At 60.0% G+C, this 22,453-nt stretch carries 20 protein-coding genes; 13 read left to right on the top strand and 7 right to left on the bottom strand.

The features are described from left to right. Positions 1 to 16: 16 nt before the first annotated feature. The 7 genes from AACY50_RS09800 to AACY50_RS09830 all read right to left on the bottom strand — a co-directional run bounded on the left by AACY50_RS09800 (position 17) and on the right by AACY50_RS09830 (position 11,728). Entirely contained in the window at positions 17 to 1,438 is a 1,422-nt protein-coding gene (locus AACY50_RS09800) for a TolC family protein (RefSeq protein WP_339464275.1), read from the bottom strand. Continuing rightward, positions 1,435 to 4,614, bottom strand: coding sequence for an efflux RND transporter permease subunit (locus AACY50_RS09805; RefSeq protein ID WP_339464274.1), 3,180 nt, complete (start codon positions 4,612 to 4,614; stop codon positions 1,435 to 1,437). The genes AACY50_RS09800 and AACY50_RS09805 overlap by 4 nt, the downstream gene beginning before the upstream one ends. A gap of 15 nt (positions 4,615 to 4,629) precedes the next feature. After that, positions 4,630 to 5,883, bottom strand: a complete 1,254-nt coding sequence (mexE, locus tag AACY50_RS09810) for a multidrug efflux RND transporter periplasmic adaptor subunit MexE (protein WP_339464272.1) — start codon at positions 5,881 to 5,883, stop codon at positions 4,630 to 4,632. 272 nt (positions 5,884 to 6,155) lie between these two features. Further along, positions 6,156 to 7,895 carry a dipeptidase gene (locus AACY50_RS09815; protein ID WP_339464270.1) on the bottom strand — a complete coding sequence of 580 codons (1,740 nt, stop codon included), beginning with the start codon at positions 7,893 to 7,895 and terminating at the stop codon, positions 6,156 to 6,158. A gap of 196 nt (positions 7,896 to 8,091) precedes the next feature. Beyond that, positions 8,092 to 9,063, bottom strand: coding sequence for an FAD:protein FMN transferase (locus AACY50_RS09820; RefSeq protein ID WP_339494553.1), 972 nt, complete (start codon positions 9,061 to 9,063; stop codon positions 8,092 to 8,094). Continuing rightward, entirely contained in the window at positions 9,053 to 11,233 is a 2,181-nt protein-coding gene (locus tag AACY50_RS09825; RefSeq protein ID WP_339538504.1) for a PepSY domain-containing protein, read from the bottom strand. The genes AACY50_RS09820 and AACY50_RS09825 overlap by 11 nt, the downstream gene beginning before the upstream one ends. A gap of 24 nt (positions 11,234 to 11,257) precedes the next feature. Beyond that, positions 11,258 to 11,728 (bottom strand): DUF2271 domain-containing protein, encoded by a 471-nt coding sequence (locus AACY50_RS09830; protein WP_339464268.1) that lies wholly within the window; start codon positions 11,726 to 11,728, stop codon positions 11,258 to 11,260. A gap of 216 nt (positions 11,729 to 11,944) precedes the next feature. Between AACY50_RS09830 and AACY50_RS09835 the strand changes: the two genes are divergently transcribed. The 13 genes from AACY50_RS09835 to AACY50_RS09895 all read left to right on the top strand — a co-directional run bounded on the left by AACY50_RS09835 (position 11,945) and on the right by AACY50_RS09895 (position 22,368). Beyond that, on the top strand, positions 11,945 to 12,604 hold the full coding sequence (locus AACY50_RS09835) for a response regulator (protein WP_221729819.1): 660 nt from the start codon (positions 11,945 to 11,947) through the stop codon (positions 12,602 to 12,604). Beyond that, on the top strand, positions 12,601 to 13,944 hold the full coding sequence (locus AACY50_RS09840; RefSeq protein ID WP_339494520.1) for a sensor histidine kinase: 1,344 nt from the start codon (positions 12,601 to 12,603) through the stop codon (positions 13,942 to 13,944). The genes AACY50_RS09835 and AACY50_RS09840 overlap by 4 nt, the downstream gene beginning before the upstream one ends. Positions 13,945 to 14,390: 446 nt before the next feature. Beyond that, the gene (locus AACY50_RS09845; protein WP_221729821.1) at positions 14,391 to 15,332 is read left to right on the top strand and encodes a sigma 54-interacting transcriptional regulator; all 942 of its coding nucleotides are present in this window, start codon (positions 14,391 to 14,393) and stop codon (positions 15,330 to 15,332) included. Positions 15,333 to 15,449: 117 nt separating this feature from the next. After that, complete coding sequence (locus AACY50_RS09850) at positions 15,450 to 15,656, top strand: hypothetical protein (RefSeq protein ID WP_045493062.1); 207 nt, start codon at positions 15,450 to 15,452, stop codon at positions 15,654 to 15,656. A gap of 68 nt (positions 15,657 to 15,724) precedes the next feature. Then, entirely contained in the window at positions 15,725 to 16,645 is a 921-nt protein-coding gene (locus AACY50_RS09855; protein ID WP_339464266.1) for a DNA-binding protein, read from the top strand. Positions 16,646 to 16,677: 32 nt separating this feature from the next. Then, the gene (sctI, locus tag AACY50_RS09860; protein WP_339464265.1) at positions 16,678 to 17,034 is read left to right on the top strand and encodes a type III secretion system inner rod subunit SctI; all 357 of its coding nucleotides are present in this window, start codon (positions 16,678 to 16,680) and stop codon (positions 17,032 to 17,034) included. Between the two features lie 9 nt (positions 17,035 to 17,043). After that, on the top strand, positions 17,044 to 17,835 hold the full coding sequence (gene sctJ, locus AACY50_RS09865) for a type III secretion system inner membrane ring lipoprotein SctJ (RefSeq protein ID WP_339464264.1): 792 nt from the start codon (positions 17,044 to 17,046) through the stop codon (positions 17,833 to 17,835). Further along, on the top strand, positions 17,835 to 18,464 hold the full coding sequence (locus AACY50_RS09870) for a hypothetical protein (protein WP_339464263.1): 630 nt from the start codon (positions 17,835 to 17,837) through the stop codon (positions 18,462 to 18,464). The genes sctJ and AACY50_RS09870 overlap by 1 nt, the downstream gene beginning before the upstream one ends. After that, the gene (gene sctL / locus AACY50_RS09875; protein ID WP_339538505.1) at positions 18,433 to 19,029 is read left to right on the top strand and encodes a type III secretion system stator protein SctL; all 597 of its coding nucleotides are present in this window, start codon (positions 18,433 to 18,435) and stop codon (positions 19,027 to 19,029) included. Before AACY50_RS09870 ends, sctL begins: the two co-directional genes overlap by 32 nt. A 72-nt stretch (positions 19,030 to 19,101) precedes the next feature. Next, on the top strand, positions 19,102 to 19,323 hold the full coding sequence (locus AACY50_RS09880; protein WP_003225084.1) for an HPr kinase: 222 nt from the start codon (positions 19,102 to 19,104) through the stop codon (positions 19,321 to 19,323). Further along, positions 19,310 to 19,720, top strand: coding sequence for a type III secretion system chaperone (locus tag AACY50_RS09885; protein ID WP_339464261.1), 411 nt, complete (start codon positions 19,310 to 19,312; stop codon positions 19,718 to 19,720). The genes AACY50_RS09880 and AACY50_RS09885 overlap by 14 nt, the downstream gene beginning before the upstream one ends. Next, positions 19,713 to 21,719 carry a type III secretion system outer membrane ring subunit SctC gene (gene sctC / locus AACY50_RS09890; protein WP_445261477.1) on the top strand — a complete coding sequence of 669 codons (2,007 nt, stop codon included), beginning with the start codon at positions 19,713 to 19,715 and terminating at the stop codon, positions 21,717 to 21,719. The genes AACY50_RS09885 and sctC overlap by 8 nt, the downstream gene beginning before the upstream one ends. A 238-nt stretch (positions 21,720 to 21,957) precedes the next feature. After that, complete coding sequence (locus AACY50_RS09895; RefSeq protein WP_339494515.1) at positions 21,958 to 22,368, top strand: negative regulator of hrp expression HrpV; 411 nt, start codon at positions 21,958 to 21,960, stop codon at positions 22,366 to 22,368. Positions 22,369 to 22,453 lie beyond the last annotated feature (85 nt).

Genomic DNA, 22,453 nt, shown 5'->3' on the forward strand with positions numbered 1-22,453 from the left:
AGCTCTTTAACAACTCTTACTGAATGGCGACTGTCTCTGGCTGCCAGCCACCCCCCAGCGCCTTGTAGATCGCGACGATGCCGCGATACAAATCGACTTCGGCCTGGGCCTGGCTGTCTTCGGCATTCAGACGTTCACGTTGGGCGTCGAGCAGCACGAGGAAGTCCGTCGTGCCTTCGCGGTAACGAATCTCTGCCAGGTCAGCGGCCTTGCGGCTCGATTCACTCTGACGGATCAGCGAGATCAGGCGTTGCTGGCGTTTGCCGTAATCGCTGAACGCGTTTTCCGACTCTTCCAGTGCCAACAGCACTTGTTGCTCGTAGGTCGCCAAGGCGCCTTCGGCATCCGCATCGGCGCCGCGCAAGCGCGCTCTGACGCTGCCAAGGTCGAAGGCTGCCCACGTAATGCTAGGGCCAAGTGCCCAGGCACTGGCCGCCGAAGAACCGATCTGCGAGCCGCGCCCGGCCGTCCAGCCGAGGAAACCGCTGAGGCTGACCCGTGGGAACAGGTCTGCTTTGGCCACGCCAATCCGCGCCGTGGCCGAGGCCAGCTTGCGTTCAGCGCTGAGGATGTCTGGACGGCGTTGCAGCAGTTCGCCCGGGTTCCCGATTGGGAGGGCCTTGGCAATCGCCGGCAAGTCTTTTGGACTCAGATCGACGGTCAGCTTGTCCGGACGCTCACCCAGGAGGGTGGCGATACGGTTTTTCTGTCGAACCTGTTCCGCCTGCAGTTGCGGCACGCTGGCTTCGACCGAGGCCAGACGCGCATCGGCACGTTCGACATCGAGCTGATCGCCAACGCCGGCGTCACGCAGGCTGATGGTGATCTTGCGCGACGCCTGCTGGTTTTTCAGATTGGCCACGGCGATCTTTTCCCGCAGTTGGGCGCCGCGCAGTTGACCGTAGGCGTCCACCAGTTCGGCAATCATGGTGACTTGCAGTTGGTAGAGATCGGCCTCGGCGGCCTGTTGGTCGGCGTCGCTGGCTTCCAGATTGCGCTGGATGCGACCGAACAAGTCCAGCTCCCAAGCCATGTCCAGGCCCAGGTCATAGCGTTCGCTGCTGACCCGTTTGGTGGTCTGACCGGGAATCTGCCCCTTGGCCAGATCACTGCTGGCGCGGCTGGTAATGGTCGGCATTGCGTCGTTGCTGGCGTCGTCGCGGATCGCTCGGGCGGCTTTCCAGCGGGCGAACGCCACGCGCAGTTCTCGGTTGCCTTGCAGCGATTGGGTCACCAACTGGTTGAGAGTCGGATCGTCGAACTGCTGCCACCAGATGCCTTCGAATTTCGAACGGTCAAAGTTTTTTTGACCGTTGGCGCCGTCGGTGGCGGTCGTGATGTTGGCCGCTTCCGTCGCCGGGGTCTTGTAGTCGGGACCGACGGCGCAGGCGCTGAGTGCCAGCACCAGCAGGCTCGGCAGGAAGACTTTCAGACTCATTGTTGCGCCTCCAGTTTCAGAGCTTTGGCCGCTTTGCGCGCTTCGCTGCGCTCGACAAAGTTGCGAATCAGTACGTAGAAGACTGGCGTCAGCAACAGACCGAAGAAGGTCACCCCGAGCATCCCGGAGAACACCGCTACACCCATGGCGTGACGCATTTCGGCACCGGCACCGCTGGAGAACACCAGGGGCACCACGCCCATGATGAACGCAAAGGAGGTCATCAGGATCGGCCGCAGACGCAGACGGCAGGCTTCCAGTACCGCCGCCAGCGGGTCGAGCCCCTCCAACTGTTTATCCTTGGCGAACTCGACGATCAGAATCGCGTTCTTGCAGGCAAGCCCCACCAGTACGATCAAGCCGATCTGGGTGAAGATGTTGTTGTCACCGCCGGAGATGATCACACCGGTGATGGCCGACAGCAGGGTCATCGGTACGATCAGGATCACCGCCAATGGCAGGCTCCAGCTTTCGTACTGAGCGGCGAGCACCAGGAACGCCAGCAGTACACAAAGCGGGAACACGAACAGCGCGGTGTTGCCGGACAGAATCTGCTGGTAGGTCAGGTCGGTCCATTCGTAGGTCATGCCGTTCGGAAGTTCATCCTTGAGCAGTTTCTCGATGGCTTTTTCCGCTTGGCCCGAGCTGTAGCCGGGAGCAGCTGCACCGTTGATTTCCGCAGTGATGAAACCGTTGTAGTGCATCACGCGATCGGGACCTGAGGTGTCGCTGACCTTGATGAAGGTCGCCAGCGGGATCATTTCGCCTTTGTTGTTGCGCACTTTCAATTGGCCGATCTGATCGGACTCGAGGCGGAACTGCTGCTCGGCCTGAACGTTGACCTGATAGGTGCGGCCAAAACGGTTGAAATCGTTGGCATACAGCGAGCCCAGGTAGATCTGCAGGGTGTCGAAGATGTCGCTGATCGCCACGCCGTGGGTCTTGGCTTTTTCGCGGTCAATGGCGGCATCGACCTGCGGCACGTTCACGGTGTAACTGGTGAACAGGCCCGCCAGTTCCGGCACGTTGCGGCTCTTGTTGATGATGTTCATGGTTTCTTTGTACAGCTCGTCGTAGCCCAGGTTGCCCCGGTCTTCGATTTGCAGACGGAAACCACCAATGGTGCCCAGACCTTGTACCGGCGGTGGCGGGAAGATCGCCATGTACGCTTCCTGAATGTTGGCGAACTGGCCGTTCAAGGCTCCGGCAATTGCACCGGCGGACATGCTCGGGTCTTTACGTTCGTCGAACGGTTTTAGGGTCACGAACACGATGCCGGCGTTCGGGCTGTTGGTGAAGCCGTTGATCGACAGTCCCGGGAACGCTACAGCGCTTTGCACCCCTGGCTGTTTCAGGGCCAGATCGGACATGCGCTTGATCACGTCTTCGGTACGATCCAGGCTCGCAGCGTCCGGCAGTTGCGCGAAGGCCACCAGGTATTGCTTGTCCTGGCCGGGTACGAAACCGGTCGGGGTGCTGGAGAAACCGAAGAAGGTCAGCACCATCAGGCCTGCGTACAGCAGCAGGGCGATGCCGCTGCCACGGATGACCCGGCGAACGGTGCCAACGTAACCATGGCTGGCCTTTTCAAAGAACCGGTTGAACGGACGGAACAGCCAGCCGCCGAAGATCTTGTCCAGCAATTTGGAGAAGCGGTCTTTCGGCGCGTCATGACTTTTCAGTAATACAGCGGCCAGTGCCGGCGACAGGGTCAGCGAGTTGAACGCCGAGATCACGGTCGAAATCGCAATGGTCAACGCGAATTGCTTGTAGAACTGCCCGGTGAGACCGGAGATGAACGCCGCCGGAACAAACACCGCACACAGCACCAGTGCCGTGGCAATGATCGGCCCGGTCACCTCACGCATGGCGCGCTTGGTGGCTTCGACCGGCGCCAATCCGAGTTCGATGTTCCGTTCGACGTTCTCCACTACCACAATGGCGTCGTCCACCACGATCCCGATGGCCAGTACCAGGCCGAACAGCGACAGGGCGTTGAGCGAGAAGCCGAACAGGTGCATCACCGCAAACGTACCGATCAACGATACCGGCACCGCCACCAAAGGAATGATCGAGGCGCGCCAGGTCTGCAGGAACAGGATCACCACCAGAACCACGAGGATCAGCGCTTCGAAGAGGGTGTGAACCACCGCTTCGATCGAGCCACGCACGAAGATCGTCGGGTCATAGACGATGCTGTAGTCCATGCCTTGCGGGAAGCCTTTCTTCAGTTCGTCCATCTTCGCCCGGACTTCGTTGGAGATGTCGATGGCGTTGGAGCCTGGGCGCTGGAAGATCGGGATCGCGACGGCGGGCTGGTTATCCAGCAACGAACGCAAGGCGTATTGACTGGAACCCAGTTCGACGCGGGCGATGTCTTTGAGGCGGGTGATTTCACCGTCATCGCCTGCGCGAATGATGATGTTCTCGAACTCTTCCTCGGTGACCAGGCGGCCCTGCGTGTTGATCGACAGCTGGAAACTCTGGGCGTTCGGGGCAGGGGGGGCGCCCAGTTGGCCGGCAGCGACCTGACGGTTTTGTTCACGAATCGCGGTGACGACATCGGTGGCCGTCAGATTGCGCGAAGCGGTCTTGTTCGGATCGAGCCAGACCCGCAGCGAGTAGTCGCCCATGCCGAACAGTTGCACGTCACCGACACCGTTCAGACGAGCAAGCTCATCCTTGATGTTGAGGATGGCGTAGTTGGACAGGTAGAGCATGTCGTAGCGCTTGTCCGGCGAGGTCAAGTGCACAACCATGGTCAGGTCGGGCGAGGCCTTGTCGACGGTGATACCGATGCGCGTCACTTCCTCGGGAAGTTTCGGCTCGGTGCGGGTCACCCGGTTTTGTACCTGCACCTGCGCGTTGTCCAGGTCAGTGCCCAGGGCGAAGGTGATGGTCAGGGTGATCTTGCCGTCAGCGGTCGATTGCGAGGACATGTACAGCATGTTCTCGACACCGGTAATGGCCTGCTCCAGCGGAGCGGCCACGGTTTCACCGATGACTTTAGGGTTGGCACCCGGGAAGTTGGCACGTACCACGACGGTCGGCGGAACGACTTCCGGGTATTCGCTGATCGGCAATTGAAACAGCGAGATCGCACCGGCGATCAGGATCAACAGCGACAGCACCGCTGCGAAGATCGGCCGTGAAATGAAGAATTGGGAAAAATTCATCGGAGTTGTCGTCCCTTAACCGCGTGGGGTCGTAGCAGCCAGCTTCGCAACCGAACCGGACGCACCTTTGGCAGGGGCGTCTTTAGGCGGGTTGCTGGCTTCCAGCGCTTGACGTTGTTGTGCGAGTGCCGCGATGGTTTGTTCGCTGGCCATCGGCACCACTTCAGGGGTGACCGGTGAGCCAGGACGTACCCGTTGCAAGCCCTTGACGATGATCGTGTCGTCCTTGTTCAGACCGGTACGGACGATGCGCAGGCCTTCGATCTTCGGACCGAGTTCGACGGCGCGATAAACGGTGTTGTTGTCCGCGTCCATCACCAGTACGAACTTCTTGCCCAGGTCGGTGCCCACCGCTTCATCGTTGATCAGCATGGCGTCGTAGGTGCCGCTGCCGACCAGTTTCAGCCGTGCATACAGACCCGGGGTATAGAGGCCGTCGCTGTTGTCGAATACCGCGCGACCACGAATGGTGCCGGTCTTCGGGTTGACCTGGTTGTCGACGAAGTTCATGTGGCCCAGGTGCGGGTTGCCGTCTTCATTGGACAGGCCCATATACACCGGGGTGCCGGCCCCGCGCTGACCCTGGCGGGCGAGTTGGGTGTATTTGAGGAATACGCGCTCGTCGGCGTCGAAGTAGGCGTAGACCTTGTCGGTGGAGACCACACTGGTCAGTGGCGTGACGTCGGCGGTCACCAGGTTGCCGGCGGTGATCTCGGCACGGCTGACACGGCCGGTGATCGGCGACGTGACGCGGGTGAAGCTCAGGTTCAGTTTGGCCAGATCCAGTTGCGCTTGCAGCGCACCGACGGCGGCGCGGGCTTCTTTAGCCGCGCTGGTACGCGAATCAGCCAACTCGGCGGAGATGGCGTTGCTGGTACGCAGACGCTCGCCACGAGCCGCCTCGTTTTCACTGCGGGTGGCGTTGGCGCGGGATTGGGCGACCAGTGCTTCGAGGCGGCGAACCTCGGCCTGGAATGGGCGCGGGTCGATCTGGAACAGCAAGTCGCCTTTCTTGACCAGCGCACCTTCGGTGAAGGCGACGTCGTCGATCTGGCCGGAGACCCGTGGACGGATTTCAACGGTTTGCGGCGCTTCGAGGCGCCCGGTGAATTCATCCCACTCGTTGACCGGTTGTTCCAGCACCTTGGCCACGCTGACTTTCGCAGCAGGCGCGGCGGCGGCAGTCTCCGGAGTCTTGCCGCAAGCGCTCATCACCAGCACGGCCAACATGGCCAAGGGGAAGCGCAAATGTTTGAGTGACTGTTCCATGGATTGATCCGCCAATGTATTGAAGATGGGCGGATGATGCTGGGCGGGGGTGGGATGGCACGAATCGAATGAAGCAAAGGTAACTATCATTCGGAATGATATAAGGGCCGAGTGAGCCCTCTAGCATGCACCTTTCGTTAGGTGGCTATCAATCTCGCTGATGGCAAATTTTTCTTGCCGGCAGTGCAATGTTCGACGCTGAGGCTGAGCGGCGGGGATTATGTGGCGATTAAAAAGACGAACCCGCCACGGCGGCGGGTTCGAGATTGCAATCAGAGTGTTGGCAACTGGCCGATGCGGCCCATCATTTCCGTGACGATTTGCAGATCCAGCTGGAATTGATCCACGGTCTTGAACTCGCCATCGGTATGGCCGGTGTACTTGACGTCTGGCCGCGCCAGGCCGAACTGCACGCCGTTGGGCAACTCATGCACCGAGGTCGCTCCTGCTGAAGTGCCGAACTCGTGTTTCATGCCCAGGTTCTCAGTCGCCACAGCCAACAGCGCCTTGACCCATTCACCTTCGGGATTGCGGTACATCGGTTCGGCGACCGAATAGTCGAAAGTAACGGCAACGTGGCTGTTCTTGCTCCAGGCTGCCAGTTTCTCAGCGATTTCGGCCTTGAGTTTCTCGGGTGATTTGCCTTTTGGAACCCGCAGGTTGACCGCAAGCTTGAAGGTGTTGTCATCCATCGCGACATAGGTCAGCGACGTGGTCAGCGGGCCCATGAAGGCGTCGGAGAAGCCAACACCGAGTTTGTTGCCCAGGTAATCCAGCCCCCAGTTGTCAGCCGCGTAGCGGGCAGCATCGGTGATGTGGTTGTGCTTGAGCGCGACCTTGCCATCAAGGCTGTTGATGAAGTCGAGCATGCGCGCCACCGGATTGACCCCGGACTCGGGTTCGGAGGAGTGGGCGGACACGCCCGTGACCGTCAACTTGACGTCTTTGCCGTCGACCTTGCTGCTGATCTGGAAATCGCCGCCATTGCGTTTGGCGTATTCGGCGCCGGCCTTTTGCAGGCTGGCCGCCAGCTCAGCGGGCTGGTCGGTGACCAGTGTGGCAACCGACGCCGAAGGAATCTGATTGGTCGCCAGGCCTCCCGTCATCGAGATGATTTGCGCGCCTTTGCCCTCGGCCTGACGCTTGGCAAAGTGGGCCATGACCGTGCCGTAACCTTTCTCGGCAATCACCACTGGATAACCGCCATCCAGCGCCAAATTGTACTTGGGCGTTGGATTGCGCTCGAAGTAGTAGGGAATCGCGTCGCCAGTGGTTTCTTCGGTGGTGTCCACCAACAACTTGAAATTGCGCGCCAGCGGCAGCTTTTCTTCCTTGATCACCTTCATCGCGTAGAGCGTGACGACGATGCCGTTCTTGTCATCTTCGGTGCCGCGGCCATACATGCGGTCACCGATCAGGGTGATCTTGAATGGATCAAGACGGGTGCCGTCCTTCAGTACCCAGTTTTCCGGCGTCACGGGCACTACGTCAGCATGGGCATGAATGCCGACGACTTCATCGCCGGTGCCTTCGAGGGAAATCTCATAGACCCGGTTGTCGATGTTGCGAAAGTTCAGGTTGAAAGACTGGGCGAGGCCCTTGATCTTTTCGCCGATCTTGATGAATGCCGGGTTGTCGTGCTGGGCAACGCCGTCCTTGCGAAAGGTCGGGATTTGGACCAGGTCGCGCAGCGTCTCGGTGGCTGCCGCGCTGTATTTCACGCGTGCATAGAGGCCGAGCAGGCGATAGATCTCGTTCTGTTGTTCAGCCGTCAGGGTTTTATTGTCGAGAAACGCGCCGATGGCCGGGCCGATGTCGGCCGTTTTGGCCAGGTCGCTCTTGGCCAGGTCACCGAGGAACTGGCGGAAATCCGTGACCGAACCGGTGCTGAAGGTCTTGAGGATTTCAGCGCTCTGTGGCGGGGTGATGTTGGCCTGAGCCGGCACTGTGAATAGCGACAATGAGGCCAGCATCAGCGAGGTTGCGGCCAGATTCTTGAGAGGGAAATTCATGACTCGGGGGCATTCCTTTGCAGGGCAGTTGATAAGACGTGTCTCAGCGCTGAGACACATGCATTTACAAACTAACACTGCAGCGGACAGGCACGGGAGTCCTGAAACGGGATCTGTCGCACAGGACGGTAAAAACGACGCACAAGCGAAAGAGCGCACTTAATGAGCCAACAGGCTTTAACTGTCATTGCGCCGTTTACACCGCTAGAGGCTGTATCTGCGTTTGAAGCTGGCCGCTGACGACGGATATTTCTTTGAATTGGTCGCGGTCGCGCAGAATGAACAAAGCGTCCAGGCCGCGTGCCTGTGCCACGCGTGGACCTTCGATGTCGCCCAGAACCATCAGTGCCGTCGCCCAGGCGTCGGCAAGCATGCACGAGGAAGCCGTCACCGTGACGGACGCGAGTGAGTTGGCCAAGGGGGCGTCGGTCGCCGGGTTCATGGTGTGTGCGTAGGATTGCCCCCCTATATCGACCCAGTGTCGATAGTCACCGGACGTGGCGATGGCACAGTCGCTGAGTTCCATCACCCCCATGACTTCGCGCACACCGCGACAGGGTTTCTCGATGGCTACGGCCCAGGGTTGAGCATCAGGTTTGACGCCCCTGGCGCGCATTTCACCGTCGATGCCGACCAGATAGCAGGTGATGCCGAACCCTTCCAGACAGCGAGCCAATTGATCGACCCCGAAGCCTTTGGCGATGCCGTTCAAATCAAGATTCAGCGGCGCACGTTTGCGAACCTGATTGCGTTGCAGATCAACCTCTAGTGCTTTGCTGGCGGACAGTCGAGGTTTTGGCGAGTCGGTACCGAGCATCTGTTCGGTGATCGAGGGTTCGTCGGGGCCGAATCCCCAGGCCTGCACCAGATCTCCTACAGCGATATCGAAGGCGCCATTGGACTGTTGACTGACCCGCAGCGCGGCGGCCAACACCGTGGTCAGCTCCTGAGGCACCGACAGCCATTGCTGCTCGGCAGCGGCATTGAGGCGGTTTAGATCGGAATCGGGCTTCCAGGTCGACATCTGCTGATCGACCCGGTGTACCGCATGGGCGAGGCCCAGGCCGATCTCGTCACAATTGATCCCGGGCTCGGCATAGAACAGGGCCGTGTAGCGGGTGCCCATGGTTTCGCCGTTCAAACGGTAGCGTTGCGTATCAGTAGACATCTTCACGGTAGCGTCCTTGTGCCTTGAGCGAGATCACGCTGAGGTTGAGCGGTGCCAAGACCTCATCCAGCGCCTGCATCACCCCTTTGGCCATTTCTCGGCTGCCACACACCAGCACTTGTGCGCCTTTTTCAATCAAATGGCGCAACGCGAGTGCGTCGCTGATCAACCGGTCTTGCACGTAACTACGATCCTGAACCTGGGAAAAAACGGCGCGCAGGGCGGTGAGGCGCCGGTCTGCCAGATAACGGTTGAGCTCCGGTTCGTAGAGGAAGTCGGAAGCGGGGTTGCGTCCGCCCCAATACAAGTGCATCGGGTGCCGCGCCTTGTTGTTGCGGATAAAACCGGCCAGTGGGCCAATGCCAGTACCGGCGCCGATCAGAATGACCGGGTGGGTCCCGGACGCCGGCCGAAATTGCGGGTTGGGCTGGATAAACGCTTCGATCGTCGCACCGATGCTCAAACCATGCAGGAACTGAGAGCAAACGCCGCCTTCATGTTTGCGTACGCAGATCTCCAGAACGCCGTCTTCTGCGCTGCTGGCCAGCGAATAAAAACGCGGAACCGCGCTGCCCGGTGGGACAATGCCGACCAGGTCGCCGGCCTGAAAGCTCGGCAGTGCGCCGGCTGCCTTGAAGCGCAGGACGTGAGTGGGGGCATTGACTTGCTCGCCATAGGCGATGCATTCGGTCAGGACCAGTTGCTGGGTGCGCGGGTGGCTGGGGCGGTGAACCAGCGTCAGTTCGTGACCCAGCACGTCGCCCAGGGCCGCGCCCCAGCGAGCAAATTCCTGTGGAGACTGACGGTTGACCGTTTCCAGTCCCAGCAACGGCGAACCGCCGGCTTGTTCCATCGCTTGTTGAACCTGATGGGCGTACTGACAGAATTGCGCAAACTGCCTGTCCCCCAAACCCAGTACCGCAAACGGCTGGCCAGGCGTGAGGCCGACCTGGCTCAGTTGCGTGAGAAACTGTGACGCCGAGGCCGGAGCGTCGCCGTCACCGTGGGTTGCGGTGAGGATGAGTATCCGCTGAGCGCCGTGATAATCGGCTTTCCATTCATTGAGTGCGGCGCTATGGACTCGGTGGCCTGCCTGGTGCAAGGCGTCGTGCAGGGTTTTGGCAAACCCCCAAGTACTGTTGTTTTCACTGCCCACCAGAATCACGCTGTCGGCGCAGTGAGCCGGGCTGTTGTGCTGGATCTTCGCGTCAGCCTTGCGCCGGCGCCACCAGAGCAGAATGCCGGTCACGCTCATTAACGGCACGCACAGGGCGCAGAGGCCAAGCGGCAGGCCCAGCCACCAGAGGCCTTCGCCGGTGTGCAACTGGTAAATCAGCTCGTAAAGGTTACGCATCGCGTCATGGGCTTGATAGGACAACAAGTCGCCGTTGACCGGATCGACATAGCCGTCGCCCTGAGCGGTGCGCAGAGAGAATACGTCTTGCGGGTTGTCGGCACTCGGGTAGACCAGTTCACGCAGGTCATTCAGGTCGACGGCCTGCAGGGCTGGCAGGCTGGCCACAGGCAAGGCCGGGCCGGCGCTGATGTGAGTGGGGAAGGCCGGCTCGTTCTGAGTGCCGTCGGCGATCAAACCGAACGTGGTGCCGGACATGTATAGCCCGCTCACGGCCGACAGCAGCAGCCCGAGCAAGGCCAGGCGCCCGACTTCGGCGTGCCAGCGCTGGCTGAAGGTGCCGCGCAGTGGTCGCAGAAGATTGCGCCAGCCACCCAGACGCCGCGCCAGCAACAACGCGCCGGACACCGACAGGATCAACATGAACATCGCACCGACGCCCGACACCCCGTGACCGGGTGTCCCGAGGAACAGCGAGCGATGCAGGTCTTTGACCCAGCGCGAGAAGCCGGACGGCTCGTAAGGCGCCAGACCCTGGCCTGTCAGTGGATCGACCTTTTCAGCGCCGGAGCGCCCATCCTGGCGGTAATAGACGATGACCGTCCCGGACGCTGTCCGCTGGATTTGCTCAACCCCCGGAAAATGGTCGGCGACGCGCCCGTCCAACTGGCCGACGCTGAGCTGCCCGGCAGCGGTTGAAGTGCTGTGCAGGCGTTCCAGCGCAGGATCAACGGACAATATGGCGCCGCTGATGGCCAATAACATGACCAGCAGAGCGGCAATCAGACCGGGCAGTGAGTGGAACTGGCGAAGCATGTTCGGCCTCCAGAGTGGGCGGTACTACAGGTCGTAGGTAAACGAATCGACATAGGTGCTGCCAGTCACCGGCTGCCCCGAACCCTTTGAGGTCAGCGGCACACTGATGTCGGCTCGGCCTTCGCGCTTGTCCTCGACGGCACTGTCGATCCGGATCTGATACCCGGCATCAATCAAGGCGTCTGCCAGTTCAACACTGACCTTCAGCGTGCGGCCGCTGCCGACACTGGCGCCGCTGACGCCGTCAAATTCGCTGCGCTGCATGCCGCTGCCACGGGCCCAGTCGGTCAAGTGGCGGTAGTACTTGGCCTTCTTGCCAGCGACCCAAAGGGTTTTTTGGTATTGGCCATTGGCATCTGTGACATAAATCGCCAGGTACGCATCGTTGCCGCTGTAGTTTTTGAGCTGGGTGGTCAGCGTCACTTCACGCGCCTGGGCCAACCCTGGCAGAGCAATGGCACCAATGAGACAGCCTGCTGCGATGATTTTTTTCATGTGGATGTCCTGTTTGAGCGTTGTGGCGAGAGCCTGTACCCGTTGGCTGACAGCAACCTGAAAGGCCCGGAAATAAATCGGCGATGACTATTCGGCGGCGCGTTCGGGCAGGTAGTCCTCGTTGTCTGCGCCATACTGAAAACCTGCTGAATCTTCAGATTCACGTCAGGTAAGGCGGTTAGGGTGCGACACAACAACCATCACAGGAGGCGCCAGATGCGGGTTTTATTGGTCGAGGACGCAGCCGGGCTGGGGGAGGCCGTGCGCGAGCAGATCGCCGATGACGGCCATGCCGTTGATTGGGTGCAGCGCCTGGACCATGCACGCAATAGCGTGAGCTCTACGCCTTATGACTTGATCCTCCTGGACTTGATGCTGCCGGACGGTCGCGGGCTGGATTTTTTGCGTCAGCAGCGTTCAGCCGGAGACACAACACCGGTGATCATCCTCACCGCTCAGGATCAGATATCCGATCGTATCGCCGGCCTCAACGCCGGGGCCGACGACTATCTGGTCAAACCGTTCGACCTGTTTGAGTTGTCGGCCCGCGTGGCGGCTGTGGCCCGCCGTTACAGCGGTAACCCCAATCCGCAAATCAAACTCGCTGATTTGCAGGTCGACATGAGTGCCCGCACGGTGATGCGCGCCGGTGTATTCGTCGACCTGACGTCGCGTGAATGGGCGCTGTTCGAAGCGTTTGTCCAGCGTCCGAGCGCGCTGCTGTCCAAGTCGCAACTGGAGGAGCGTCTGTACGCGTTTGGCGCCGAAATCGAGAGCAACACCATTGAGGTCTATATCAGCCGACTGCGTAAAAAACTGGGCCGTGACCTGATTGAGACTGTGCGTGGCATGGGTTACCGGTTGGCGTCCGTATGAAGTCGCCCTCAAGTCTGCAAAAACGCCTTGGCCTGGGATTGACGCTGGGTATGACGTTGCTCTGGCTGGGCGCGACCGTCGGGGCCTGGCTGGTGGTGCAGCATGAGTTGAACGAGGCGTTCGACAGTGCATTGGAGGAGACCGCACAACGCATCCTGCCCCTGGCGGTACTGGAAATCAGCAATCGTGAAGAGCCCCGTGAAGCTCAACATGTCGCCACCCTGAAAATGGACAACGAATACCTGATGTACGTGGTGCGCGATGCCAAGGGTCAGATTCTGATGCAGTCTCACGATGCCAATCCGAAGATCTTCAACCCACAACCGAGTGAAGGCTTTTCCACCACCAAAAAATATCGTCTGTACGGGGCCAGTGCGTTGCGCCAGACGTTGTTCATAGACATTGCCGAACCCTTGGGGCATCGCCGTGAAGCGGCCCGGGAAGCCTTGTTCGCCTTGCTGTTGCCGTTACTGGCGCTGATTCCCATCAGTCTATTGGGCACCTGGTTGTTTGTTCGCATCAGCTTGCGCAGCGTGTTGGCCTATCGTCGCGCGGTTGAAGCGCGCGGTGTGGGAGATCTGTCACCGATCAACGTGACGCGGTTGCCGGCTGAAATCGACCCGTTGGCTGACGCGGTCAATCACCTGCTCGAACGTTTGCGCAAGGCATTGGAGGCCGAGCGCAGCTTTACCGCCAATAGCGCCCATGAACTGCGCACACCGCTGGCCGCGACGCTGGCGCAGATCCAGCGCTTGCGCCACGAAGCCCCAGAGGGGCCGTTACAAGTGCGTGCAGCGAAGATCGAAAACTCACTGCGCGAACTGGCGCGACTGTCCGAAAAGCTCATGCAACTGGCCAAGGCCGAAGGCGGCGGGCTGTTGTCCGAAACCCCGCAGGATCTGATTCCGTTGCTGGCCCATGTGGTGGATGAGTGGAATCACAGCAGCGGGCAACGTATCGAGTTGCAACTGCCCAAACAGCCCAGTGTTTATTCGACGATTGATCCGGACGCTTTCGGCATCCTGTTGCGCAACCTGATCGAGAATGCGCTCAAGTACGGCGCGGCAGATCAACCGGTTCAGGTCAGCCTGACCCATCAGGCAGTGCTTCGCGTCATCAACGGTGGCCCGGCCGTGCCCGAGCCGGTTTTGCAACGGCTGACCGAACGCTTTGTGCGAGGCAGCCGTGAGGCCGGGGGTTCAGGGCTGGGGTTGGCGATCGCCAAAACCATTGTGCAAGGCGTCAACGCGAGCATGGTTCTGGCATCACCTGCAACAGGTCGACTGGAGGGGTTTGAAGTGTGCATCTTTTTACCGCTTTGCTCGATGAGCCAAAACTGAGGTTTTCTGCGCAAGCTGAGCCCCGCGTGCCGAAACGCTCCATACCCCTTGAAACAAGGTTGTGATAGATAGAATCACCGGGGCAGGCTGATTGATATTCACTATGATCGGACGGCTCAATTTCAATTTTGCGCGTTCATGAAGTCTGTTTAGACTTCGCGGCAGCGCACGCCCCGTCGATTGACAGCCTGGCGGCAGATTTGCACAAATACGCCTCCTTGGTTCAAGCCGCATTGCCGGACAGATTCGGTGAGTGGGGGGATCGGCCGGGTAACGGAACTCCGGGCACGCGTTGATCTCTATCGCCCAGAAAAAAAAGAATGTTGTGGCAGGCATACATTGCGTTTGCGACGTCGAGAGCCCTTTCCGTGTTTTGCGTTCAGGAAGAACCGGCGTCCTGTATTCCTCGATCCCGACAGAAGTGATCATCATCATGAGGGAACAAGATGACTGGGGGCTTTTCGAACAATCACGCCGTACAGTGGGAACATGAAGTTCTCGACATTGTAGGGACGCTGCAAGCCTTTATCAGAAAGGCTGCGCCATTGAAGGTCGACATGGTGCTGGAGGGGGAGACCGGCACTGGCAAAGACACATTGGCGCGTCGAATCCATGCGTTATCCTGCCGCGAAGGGCCTTTGATTGCGCTCAATTGCGCAGCGATTCCGGAGCAACTGGCCGAAAGCGAATTGTTCGGTGTCATGGCCGGCGCCTATACCGGCGCTTCCAAGTCCCGGGCCGGTTACATCGAAGCGTCCAACCACGGCACGCTTTACCTTGATGAAATCGACAGCATGCCGCTGCTGCTCCAGGCCAAGCTGCTGCGAGTGCTGGAAATGCGGGGTATCGAACGCCTCGGCTCGACACGCTTCGTGCCGCTGGATCTGCGCGTGATCGTCGCCACCCAGACCCCTCTGGAAAAACTCGTGGAGGAGGGCAAGTTTCGCCGGGACCTGTTCTTTCGTCTCAACGTCATCAAGATTCAGCTACCGACCCTGCGCTCGGGCTTGCAACATATCCAGCCGCTGTTTCAGCGCTTCGTCAATGAAGCCGCCGTGCGCCATCACCAACCCATCCCCGAGCCTGATCCTGATCTGCTCAAGCGCCTGCTCAGCCATCGCTGGCCGGGCAATATCCGCGAGCTTAAATGCGCAGCCGAGCGTTTCGTGCTCGGGATGCCGCCTCTGCAGACGGACGATCCCTGCGCTGACAGCCCATCCTGCGTGCCGCTCAAAAGCTATTTGCGCCTGTTCGAAAAAACCCTGATCCAGGATTGCCTGTCGCGCCATGCCAAGTGCATCGACTCGGTCATCAGCGAACTGGGCATCCCCCGGCGCACCCTGTACCACCGCATGAAAAGCCTGAGCATCGACTCCCCCGAGCTCTGATCAGGGCAGCCGAGCGAAGATTCACTGCCGTCGTGGAACCGCTTCCGAAAATCGACCACTCATTGTTCGAACACCATTGGGGTGTTCAAACAACCTTCGATTATCAGGAGTAACACTATGGCCGGTACCGCATCCCTTGGCGCTTCGATGGCTGCCATGACGAAGATGGACGCCACTGCTGCTGCAACCACCACCATGAACGCCGAGGCTCAGTCCAACAAGATGATGACCGATACCGTCAACGGTATCGCCAGCGCCTATCAGGACTCTGCGACCAAAGCGCAGAACGCTGCCCAGCAAACCGGCAAGGCGATCAACTACTAAGTGGTCGTGGGCTCTCTCGACTTCGGTCGGGAGGGCCATGACTTGTGCAGTCAAGCAGGAGCACTTCTATGTTTTCTTCTTCGATAAGCATGCCCCAGACCAGCTCATTCCAAGGTAGCTTCAGCGCGGCCAACATGAGCGAATTCCAGAGCAACTCCGACAGCACCGCCGGGCAGATCGCCTCGTTGCTGGGCGACGCGCTGTTTGAAAAAAACGGTAGCGGGGCGAACATCCGTGATGCGAAAAATCCGCTGCTCGAAATGATCGCCGACTACATGGACAAGAACCCTGAGCAGTTCGGCAAGCCCGACGATGCCACCGGCAAGGTGCGCAGTTGGCGCGATGAACTGGGTGAGGACAACTACCTCAACAGTGATGAAAAACAAGCTTTCACCAAAGGCCTGGAAGGTTTGATCAAAGACATCCTGGGGGGTGGCACCCAGAGCGGCGGCAACGCCAGCGCAGGTGCTGGCAGCGGCTGGAATCCTGGTGCGGGCAGCACGGGCGGTAACCAGAGCAGCGGCGGCATCCAGGATTTGCTGTCGTCGCTGCTCGGCAACCTCGGTGAGGAAAAGCTCGGCAACCTGCTCAAACCCACCGGCGATCCCATGCGCGACGCGCGAGGCGAAATGGCCTTTTCCAACGATGACAAGGACGTGCTCAAGGAAGTCGCGCGCTTCATGGACATGCACCCCGAAGAGTTCGGCAAGCCTGATGGCAAGTCCAAGGACTGGATGGGTGAATTGTCCGAGGGCGATCTGTTCATGTCCAAGGGTGAAAGCAAGCAGTTCCAGAAGGCCATCGACATGATCCAGGGCGAGGTCAAGGGCAGTGCCCAGGGCAACTCGCTGGGGGGGCTGTTTCCCAACGCCGAGCAGAACTTCCTCAATGGCGGTGCCGGTAACACGTTGAAGACCGACGCCAGCATTGCGGCCGGCAACGTGCTTTCAGTGTTGGTGCAGCAAAGCACCACCAGCTATCGCGGCTGAGCGTAAACCTTCGTCCTGGCAGGAGAGCATGAATGGCGATTACAGGGGTAACAGCTAACCACTCGGGTTTATCCGTTGCTGAAGGGCTGCCGCTCAGGCCGCCTGCCGAGGCGGACATTGCCTGGTTCAATGCGCAGATGCAGCAGGCGGCGACCCGAGCGCCGCGCGAGGATGCGCCTGATTCGGCGATCGTCCGGGCCTCCACAGCGTTGCAGAAGGACGCCGAAAAGGCTGATCGCGACTTGCAGCGAGCGTCACGCTCAACCGATCCGCAACAGGCATTGCAGGCCAACCGGTCGCTGTCTTCGTTTTATCTGGAAAGCTTGCTCAGCGCCAAACTGGTGAGCAAGGCCGCCCAGAGTGTGGAAAAACTCACCAGTCTTCAATAAGGCCAGACCATGCATTCCAAGGTACTCAGGCTGCTCGTGCCGGCCCTGATGATCCTGTTGCTGAACGGCTGTGGCGAGCGCATGGAACTGCACCGCGAGTTGTCCGAACAGGACGCCAACGAAGTATTGGCAGAACTGGCAAGCAAGCACATCGATGCGCAGAAGCGTCTGGACAAAAACGGTGTTGCGGTGCTCGTGGCGACTCGGGATATTTCCCGAGCGGTCAGGGCACTGGAGGCGGTTGGTCTGCCGCGCCGCTCACGCTCCAGCCTGGGCGAAGTCTTTCGCAAGGAAGGGGTGATTTCCTCGCCTCTTGAGGAGCGGGCGCGTTATCTCTATGCCTTGTCCCAAGAGCTTGAGCAAACCCTGTCCCAGATCGACGGCGTGGTGGTGGCGCGGGTGCATGTGGTGCTGCCTGAGCGGGTTGCCCCGGGTGAACCGGTTCAACCGGCGTCTGCGGCGGTGTTCATCAAGCATCGCCCGGAACTTGATCCGGACAGCCTGTTGCCGCGAATCCGGCGCATGGTCGCCAGCAGCATCCCGGGAATCAGTGGCGCCGATGACAAGAAACTTGCGGTGGTCTTCGTCCCCGCTCAGAGCTATCACGAGGCCGTGCAAAAAGTCAGTTTTGGCCCGGTACAAATGACTCGCGAGCGCTGGCAGTTCTGGCAATGGTTGCTCGGGTTATGTGCCGTGGCGGGGGTGTTGCTGCTGGGTGGACTGCTGGTCCTCAACCCGCGATGGCGTCAGCGGCTGGCCAAAATGTTGGGGGGCGCCAGAACGGCGCCAACCGATTCGTGATGAATTCGCCGCAGGTATCACCAGAGCAAGCGCTGGCCTGGGTCCGTTGGTGGGTGCAAGGCGCACGGCGAGCCGAGAGCGGTTGGGCGCTGGGCGAGCAGGGCATTGAGCCTTGCAGCCTGGCGTTTTTGCGCCGCCACTCAGGGCCTTGGCTGGATGCACACCTGGGCATGAGCCACGAATGGCCGCCGTCCCCCAATCCGGTTTTGTTACCGTTGCTCGCGCTTGATTGCACGCAATGGCGGCGGGTGCTGAACCTGGTGGTGGCGGTCTGCGCCGGCAGTCAGTCGGCTGAGGTGGGCGGATTGAGCCGCGCCGAGCTGATCTGGTGTCGCCGGTTGGGTAAAGCGCTGCAACCCGGTCACTGGTTGCCGCCGTCGTGGAGTGCCGACAGTCCTGAAATTCGAGGCCTGAGACTGTTGCGGGCGTGGGTCGGCGATGCGGTGTGGCGACGTTTGCGCCTGATATTTGATCGCTCACGGGTGGCGGCGGCTGAGGCTCACGGTTTTGCGCCATTGCCACCCCAGCGCCTGACCAGTCTGTGGCAGGCCGTCGGTTGGTACGCCCTCACTTTCCAGAATGAACAAGGAACGCCGCATGTTGACCCGCCGCAGCCTGACCCTCAGTGATTCCCGGGCGTTGCCCGATGGCCCGGTGTTGCGTCGTGAAACCCTCGAACAGAGCCTGATGGCCGATCAACTGCTTGAAGCCGCCCGCAGCGATGCCGAGCAGATACTGGCCGAGGCCCGAAGCCAGGCAGAGCAACTTGCCCATGAGGCTCGCGAGCAGGCCGGTGCCCAGATCTGGCGCCAGGCCGATGCCTTGTTCAGCGACTGGCAGGCCCAGCGCCAGCAAATGTGGGAGCAGATCACCAGCAGCGCCGAAACCCTGGTGACCCGCACGCTTGAGTGTCTGCTGGGCGAGCTGGAGCAACAGGAACGAATCGCGGCGTTATTGCGTCAGATCGCGGCAGCCCATCCCCGGGAGGACGTCGGGACATTGCATTGTCATCCGCAGGATCTGGCAGAGGTCGACCGCCAGGTGCAATCGGCACAGGCCGTCTGGAGTGTTCGCGCCGATGCGCAACTGCCGCGTGACAGCCTGTGCCTGCGTACCACACTGGGAGACTTCAGCCTGTCCTGGAACGCGTTGGTCAGCCATGTGTGGCCATTGCCGACCACCCCGAAGCAATGATCACCGCGTGACAGGGAACCAACTCCGGTAGTCGGCCACTCAGTGGGCAGTTCTCGGATCTGGAGTCTCACCATGCTGTCTTCTGATGCACTGCGCCGCCGCCTCGACAACACCTTTGAACACACGCAAAAGGATCTGGATTCTGCGGCCTTGTCGCTGGATGCCTTTTCCCCCGATGACTGGCACGCCTTCAACTCGGCGATCCGCCAGTCTTCTACTGCCAGTTGGGCGGCCAATCAGGAAATTGTCGTCAAACACAACCTGGCCAAGGCAATCATCAATGAAATCCGCTGAGCTGACGGGCACTCTGCAACGTTGGCTGGACAGCGGCGAGGGCGAGTTGACGCTGCATATCGATGAGCAACCGGTGCGTTTGCAGCGGCGTCCGGCCGGGGTGTTGTGTCGCGTTGGCTTGAGCGTTGTCTGGCGCGGCAGCGACGCCGGACTTGAGGCGGCAATGCGCTTGGCCGGGCCAAGTCTGGGGCGCTTCAGTGCGGCCTTGGCGCTGGACCCGCAGGAGCGTCGACTGTGCCTGATGCGTTATCTGGCGTCCGAGGGCGTGACGCCGATCATCGCCGCCCTCGAAGCGTTGGCCAATCAGCGCGAAGTCTGGGAGGTGATGCTGGCCGTCAGCCCTGCACCCGCCCGCGCGCATAACCGTTCTCTCGCCTTGGGACACCGCTATGTTTAAGCACTTGTTTGGGATGTCCTTGTGTTGGGCACTGGCGTTGCCCGCGGTGGCCGCCGTCCCGCAAGACTGGGGCCAATCGGCCTACGCCTATGAAGCCACGCAAACCTCGCTGGATACCGTGCTGCGCGATTTCGCCAATGCCTTTGGTGTGGGCCTGAGTGTGACCGGCGTCAGTGGCATGCTTGACGTCAAACTGCGGGCCAGCAACGCCGTGGAGTTTCTTGATCGGCTGGCGCTGGAGCATCAGTTCCAGTGGTTCGTTTACAACGGCAAGCTGTATGTCAGCCCGCAATCGGCGCAGGTCGCGCAGCGGCTGGAGGTGTCTGCTGACGCCGCGCCGGATCTCAAACAGGCACTGACCGATATCGGCCTGCTGGACAAGCGCTTCGGTTGGGGGGAGTTGCCCGATGAAGGCGTGGTCTTGGTCAGCGGGCCCCAGCGCTACGTTGAACTGATCCGCAGCTTCAGCAAAGAAAAGGTCAAGCCTGACGAGAAGCAGCAGGTGATGATGTTTGCCCTGCGCTACGCGGCGGTGGCCGACCGGCAGATTCAGTATCGAGACCAAACCGTCACCATCCCCGGAGTGGCCGCCATTCTTGAGGGACTGCTGGAGAACCAGCGCTCCACGCCACCTTCAGCCCTCGATCCCAAAGCCAATATCAACGCCTTGCAAAGCATGGCCGACAGCGCTCGGGGCAAAATCCTGCGCCTGGCCACCGAGCGGGTCAGCGGCCGCAGCGAGGCCAGAACCGGTTCGGGCGGGCAGCGCCGTGTGGCAGCCGATGTGCGCAACAACGCCGTGCTGATCTATGACAACCCGGACAAACGCGCGCAATACCAGCAATTGGTGGAGCAGCTGGATCTGCCGAGCAAGCTGGTTGAGATCGACGCCATCATCCTCGACATCGACCGTAATCAGTTGAGCAACCTGGAATCACGCTGGTCGGTGCGGGCGGGCAGCGTGACCGCCGGTAGTTCGCTGCTCGGCAGCGGTTCTTCGACGTTGTTCATCCGCGACTTTGACCGGTTCTTCGCCGAGATCCAGGCGTTGGAGGGGCAAGGCGTGGCTTCGGTGATCGCCCGCCCCTCGGTGCTCACCCTGGAAAATCAGCCAGCGGTCATCGACTTCAGCCGCACCCAGTACATCACCGCCACCGGCGAGCGAGTGGCGACCATTGAACCTGTGACCGCTGGCACCAGCCTGCAAGTGATTCCGCGCACCATTGCCGGTGTCGGGGGCAATCGTTTCCAGTTGATCGTTGATATCGAAGACGGCCAACTGGAACAATTGCGTGATCAGCAGACGCCGACCGTCAAGCGCGGCACCGTGAGCACGCAGGCTGTGATCGCCGAGAACCGTTCGCTGGTGATCGGTGGTTTCCATGTGGACGAGCGTGGCGACCAGCAGCAACAGGTTCCGGTGCTTGGGCAGATCCCGTTGATCGGGCCGCTGTTTTCCTCCAACAAACGCCAGATGTCCCGGCGCGAACGGTTGTTTATTCTGACGCCGCGCCTGATAGGGGATCAGATTGACCCGGCACGCTACGTCGCCAGCGAAAATCGCGGGCAACTGGATCGGGCGCTGGCCTCCGGACGTGAACCCGGCAAAGCCTCGGTTATGCGTGCCACGATTGCCTCGACGTTTGCCGGGCTGGTGAAGGGTGGTATTCCCAGTGATATCAAACAGTCATCATCTGGTGTGGCCTTGGGCGATCTGTGTAAAGTGAGCCACGGTTTCACGCTGGATCGTCAGCGGATGCAGTGGTTCAGCGCGACAGATTTTCGGGTGGCGGTGGGTGTGGTGAAAAACACCAGTGCCAAAGCCCTGCAGTTCGACCCGGCGTCCTGTTCAGGATCACAGACATTGGCCGTAACAGTTGCACCCCAGTACCTCTTGCAACCTGGTGAATCAACTGAGGTTTTCGTGGCTTTGCGACCGATAGCAACCTCTACGTCGGCGGCGGCACCGGCACGGATATCGATGTTGCCCCCACAGTAACGGGGGTTATAAAAATAACTCAATAACGCGGCTCTTATCATTCAAGTGTCTTACTGTCTGGCTCGCACGGCCAGGCGCAATGATCAAAAGTCCTACAAGGAAGGTGACGAGATGAAGTTGTATCAGGCCGGTATTGTGACAGCGGGTCTGCTTTTGTTGAGCGCTTGTACTTTAATACCTGGGACTGCATGTGGCTCAGGTGATTGTCAGCAACTTGACGTCAATAATGGCGAGTTGAATGTCTGGTGGTCGCCCACACTGCGTGATGGCGGTGGTGAATACAGTACGGTGTCTCTGCATGACTGAAACGATTCTTCAAAGTAGTGACCAGCAGGATTTCCTGATGCGTATCGGCGAAAAGCAGGCCAGCGTGTGGCAATGGGCGCCGGGCATCGAGTTCGTTTGCCGCAAGGAGAGCCTGGGCTGGGGCCTGGCGTTGAATATTCAGCGACAGGCGCAACGTCCCGATCTGTTTTCGGAAGCGCTTAAACGCCGTTTCGAAAATGTTGAATCCTACGACGGTTACTACATTTGCCTGGATAGCCAACACACTTTCGTGGTTTGGCATGAACTCAACATTGAATATCAGGGAGAGCAACTACAGACGTTACTTTGCCAACTTTTGTCATTGGCCGGTTTGAAGCACTGACTCCGGTATTTCTATTCAGCACGGAACTCTTCGTCCTTGTTTTTCCACTCATGTTGCGTGTCGGCAGCGCCCGACGAAATAAACT

Source organism: Pseudomonas sp. RA_15y_Pfl2_54 (assembly GCF_963971015.1).
Classification (GTDB): domain Bacteria; phylum Pseudomonadota; class Gammaproteobacteria; order Pseudomonadales; family Pseudomonadaceae; genus Aquipseudomonas; species Aquipseudomonas baetica_A.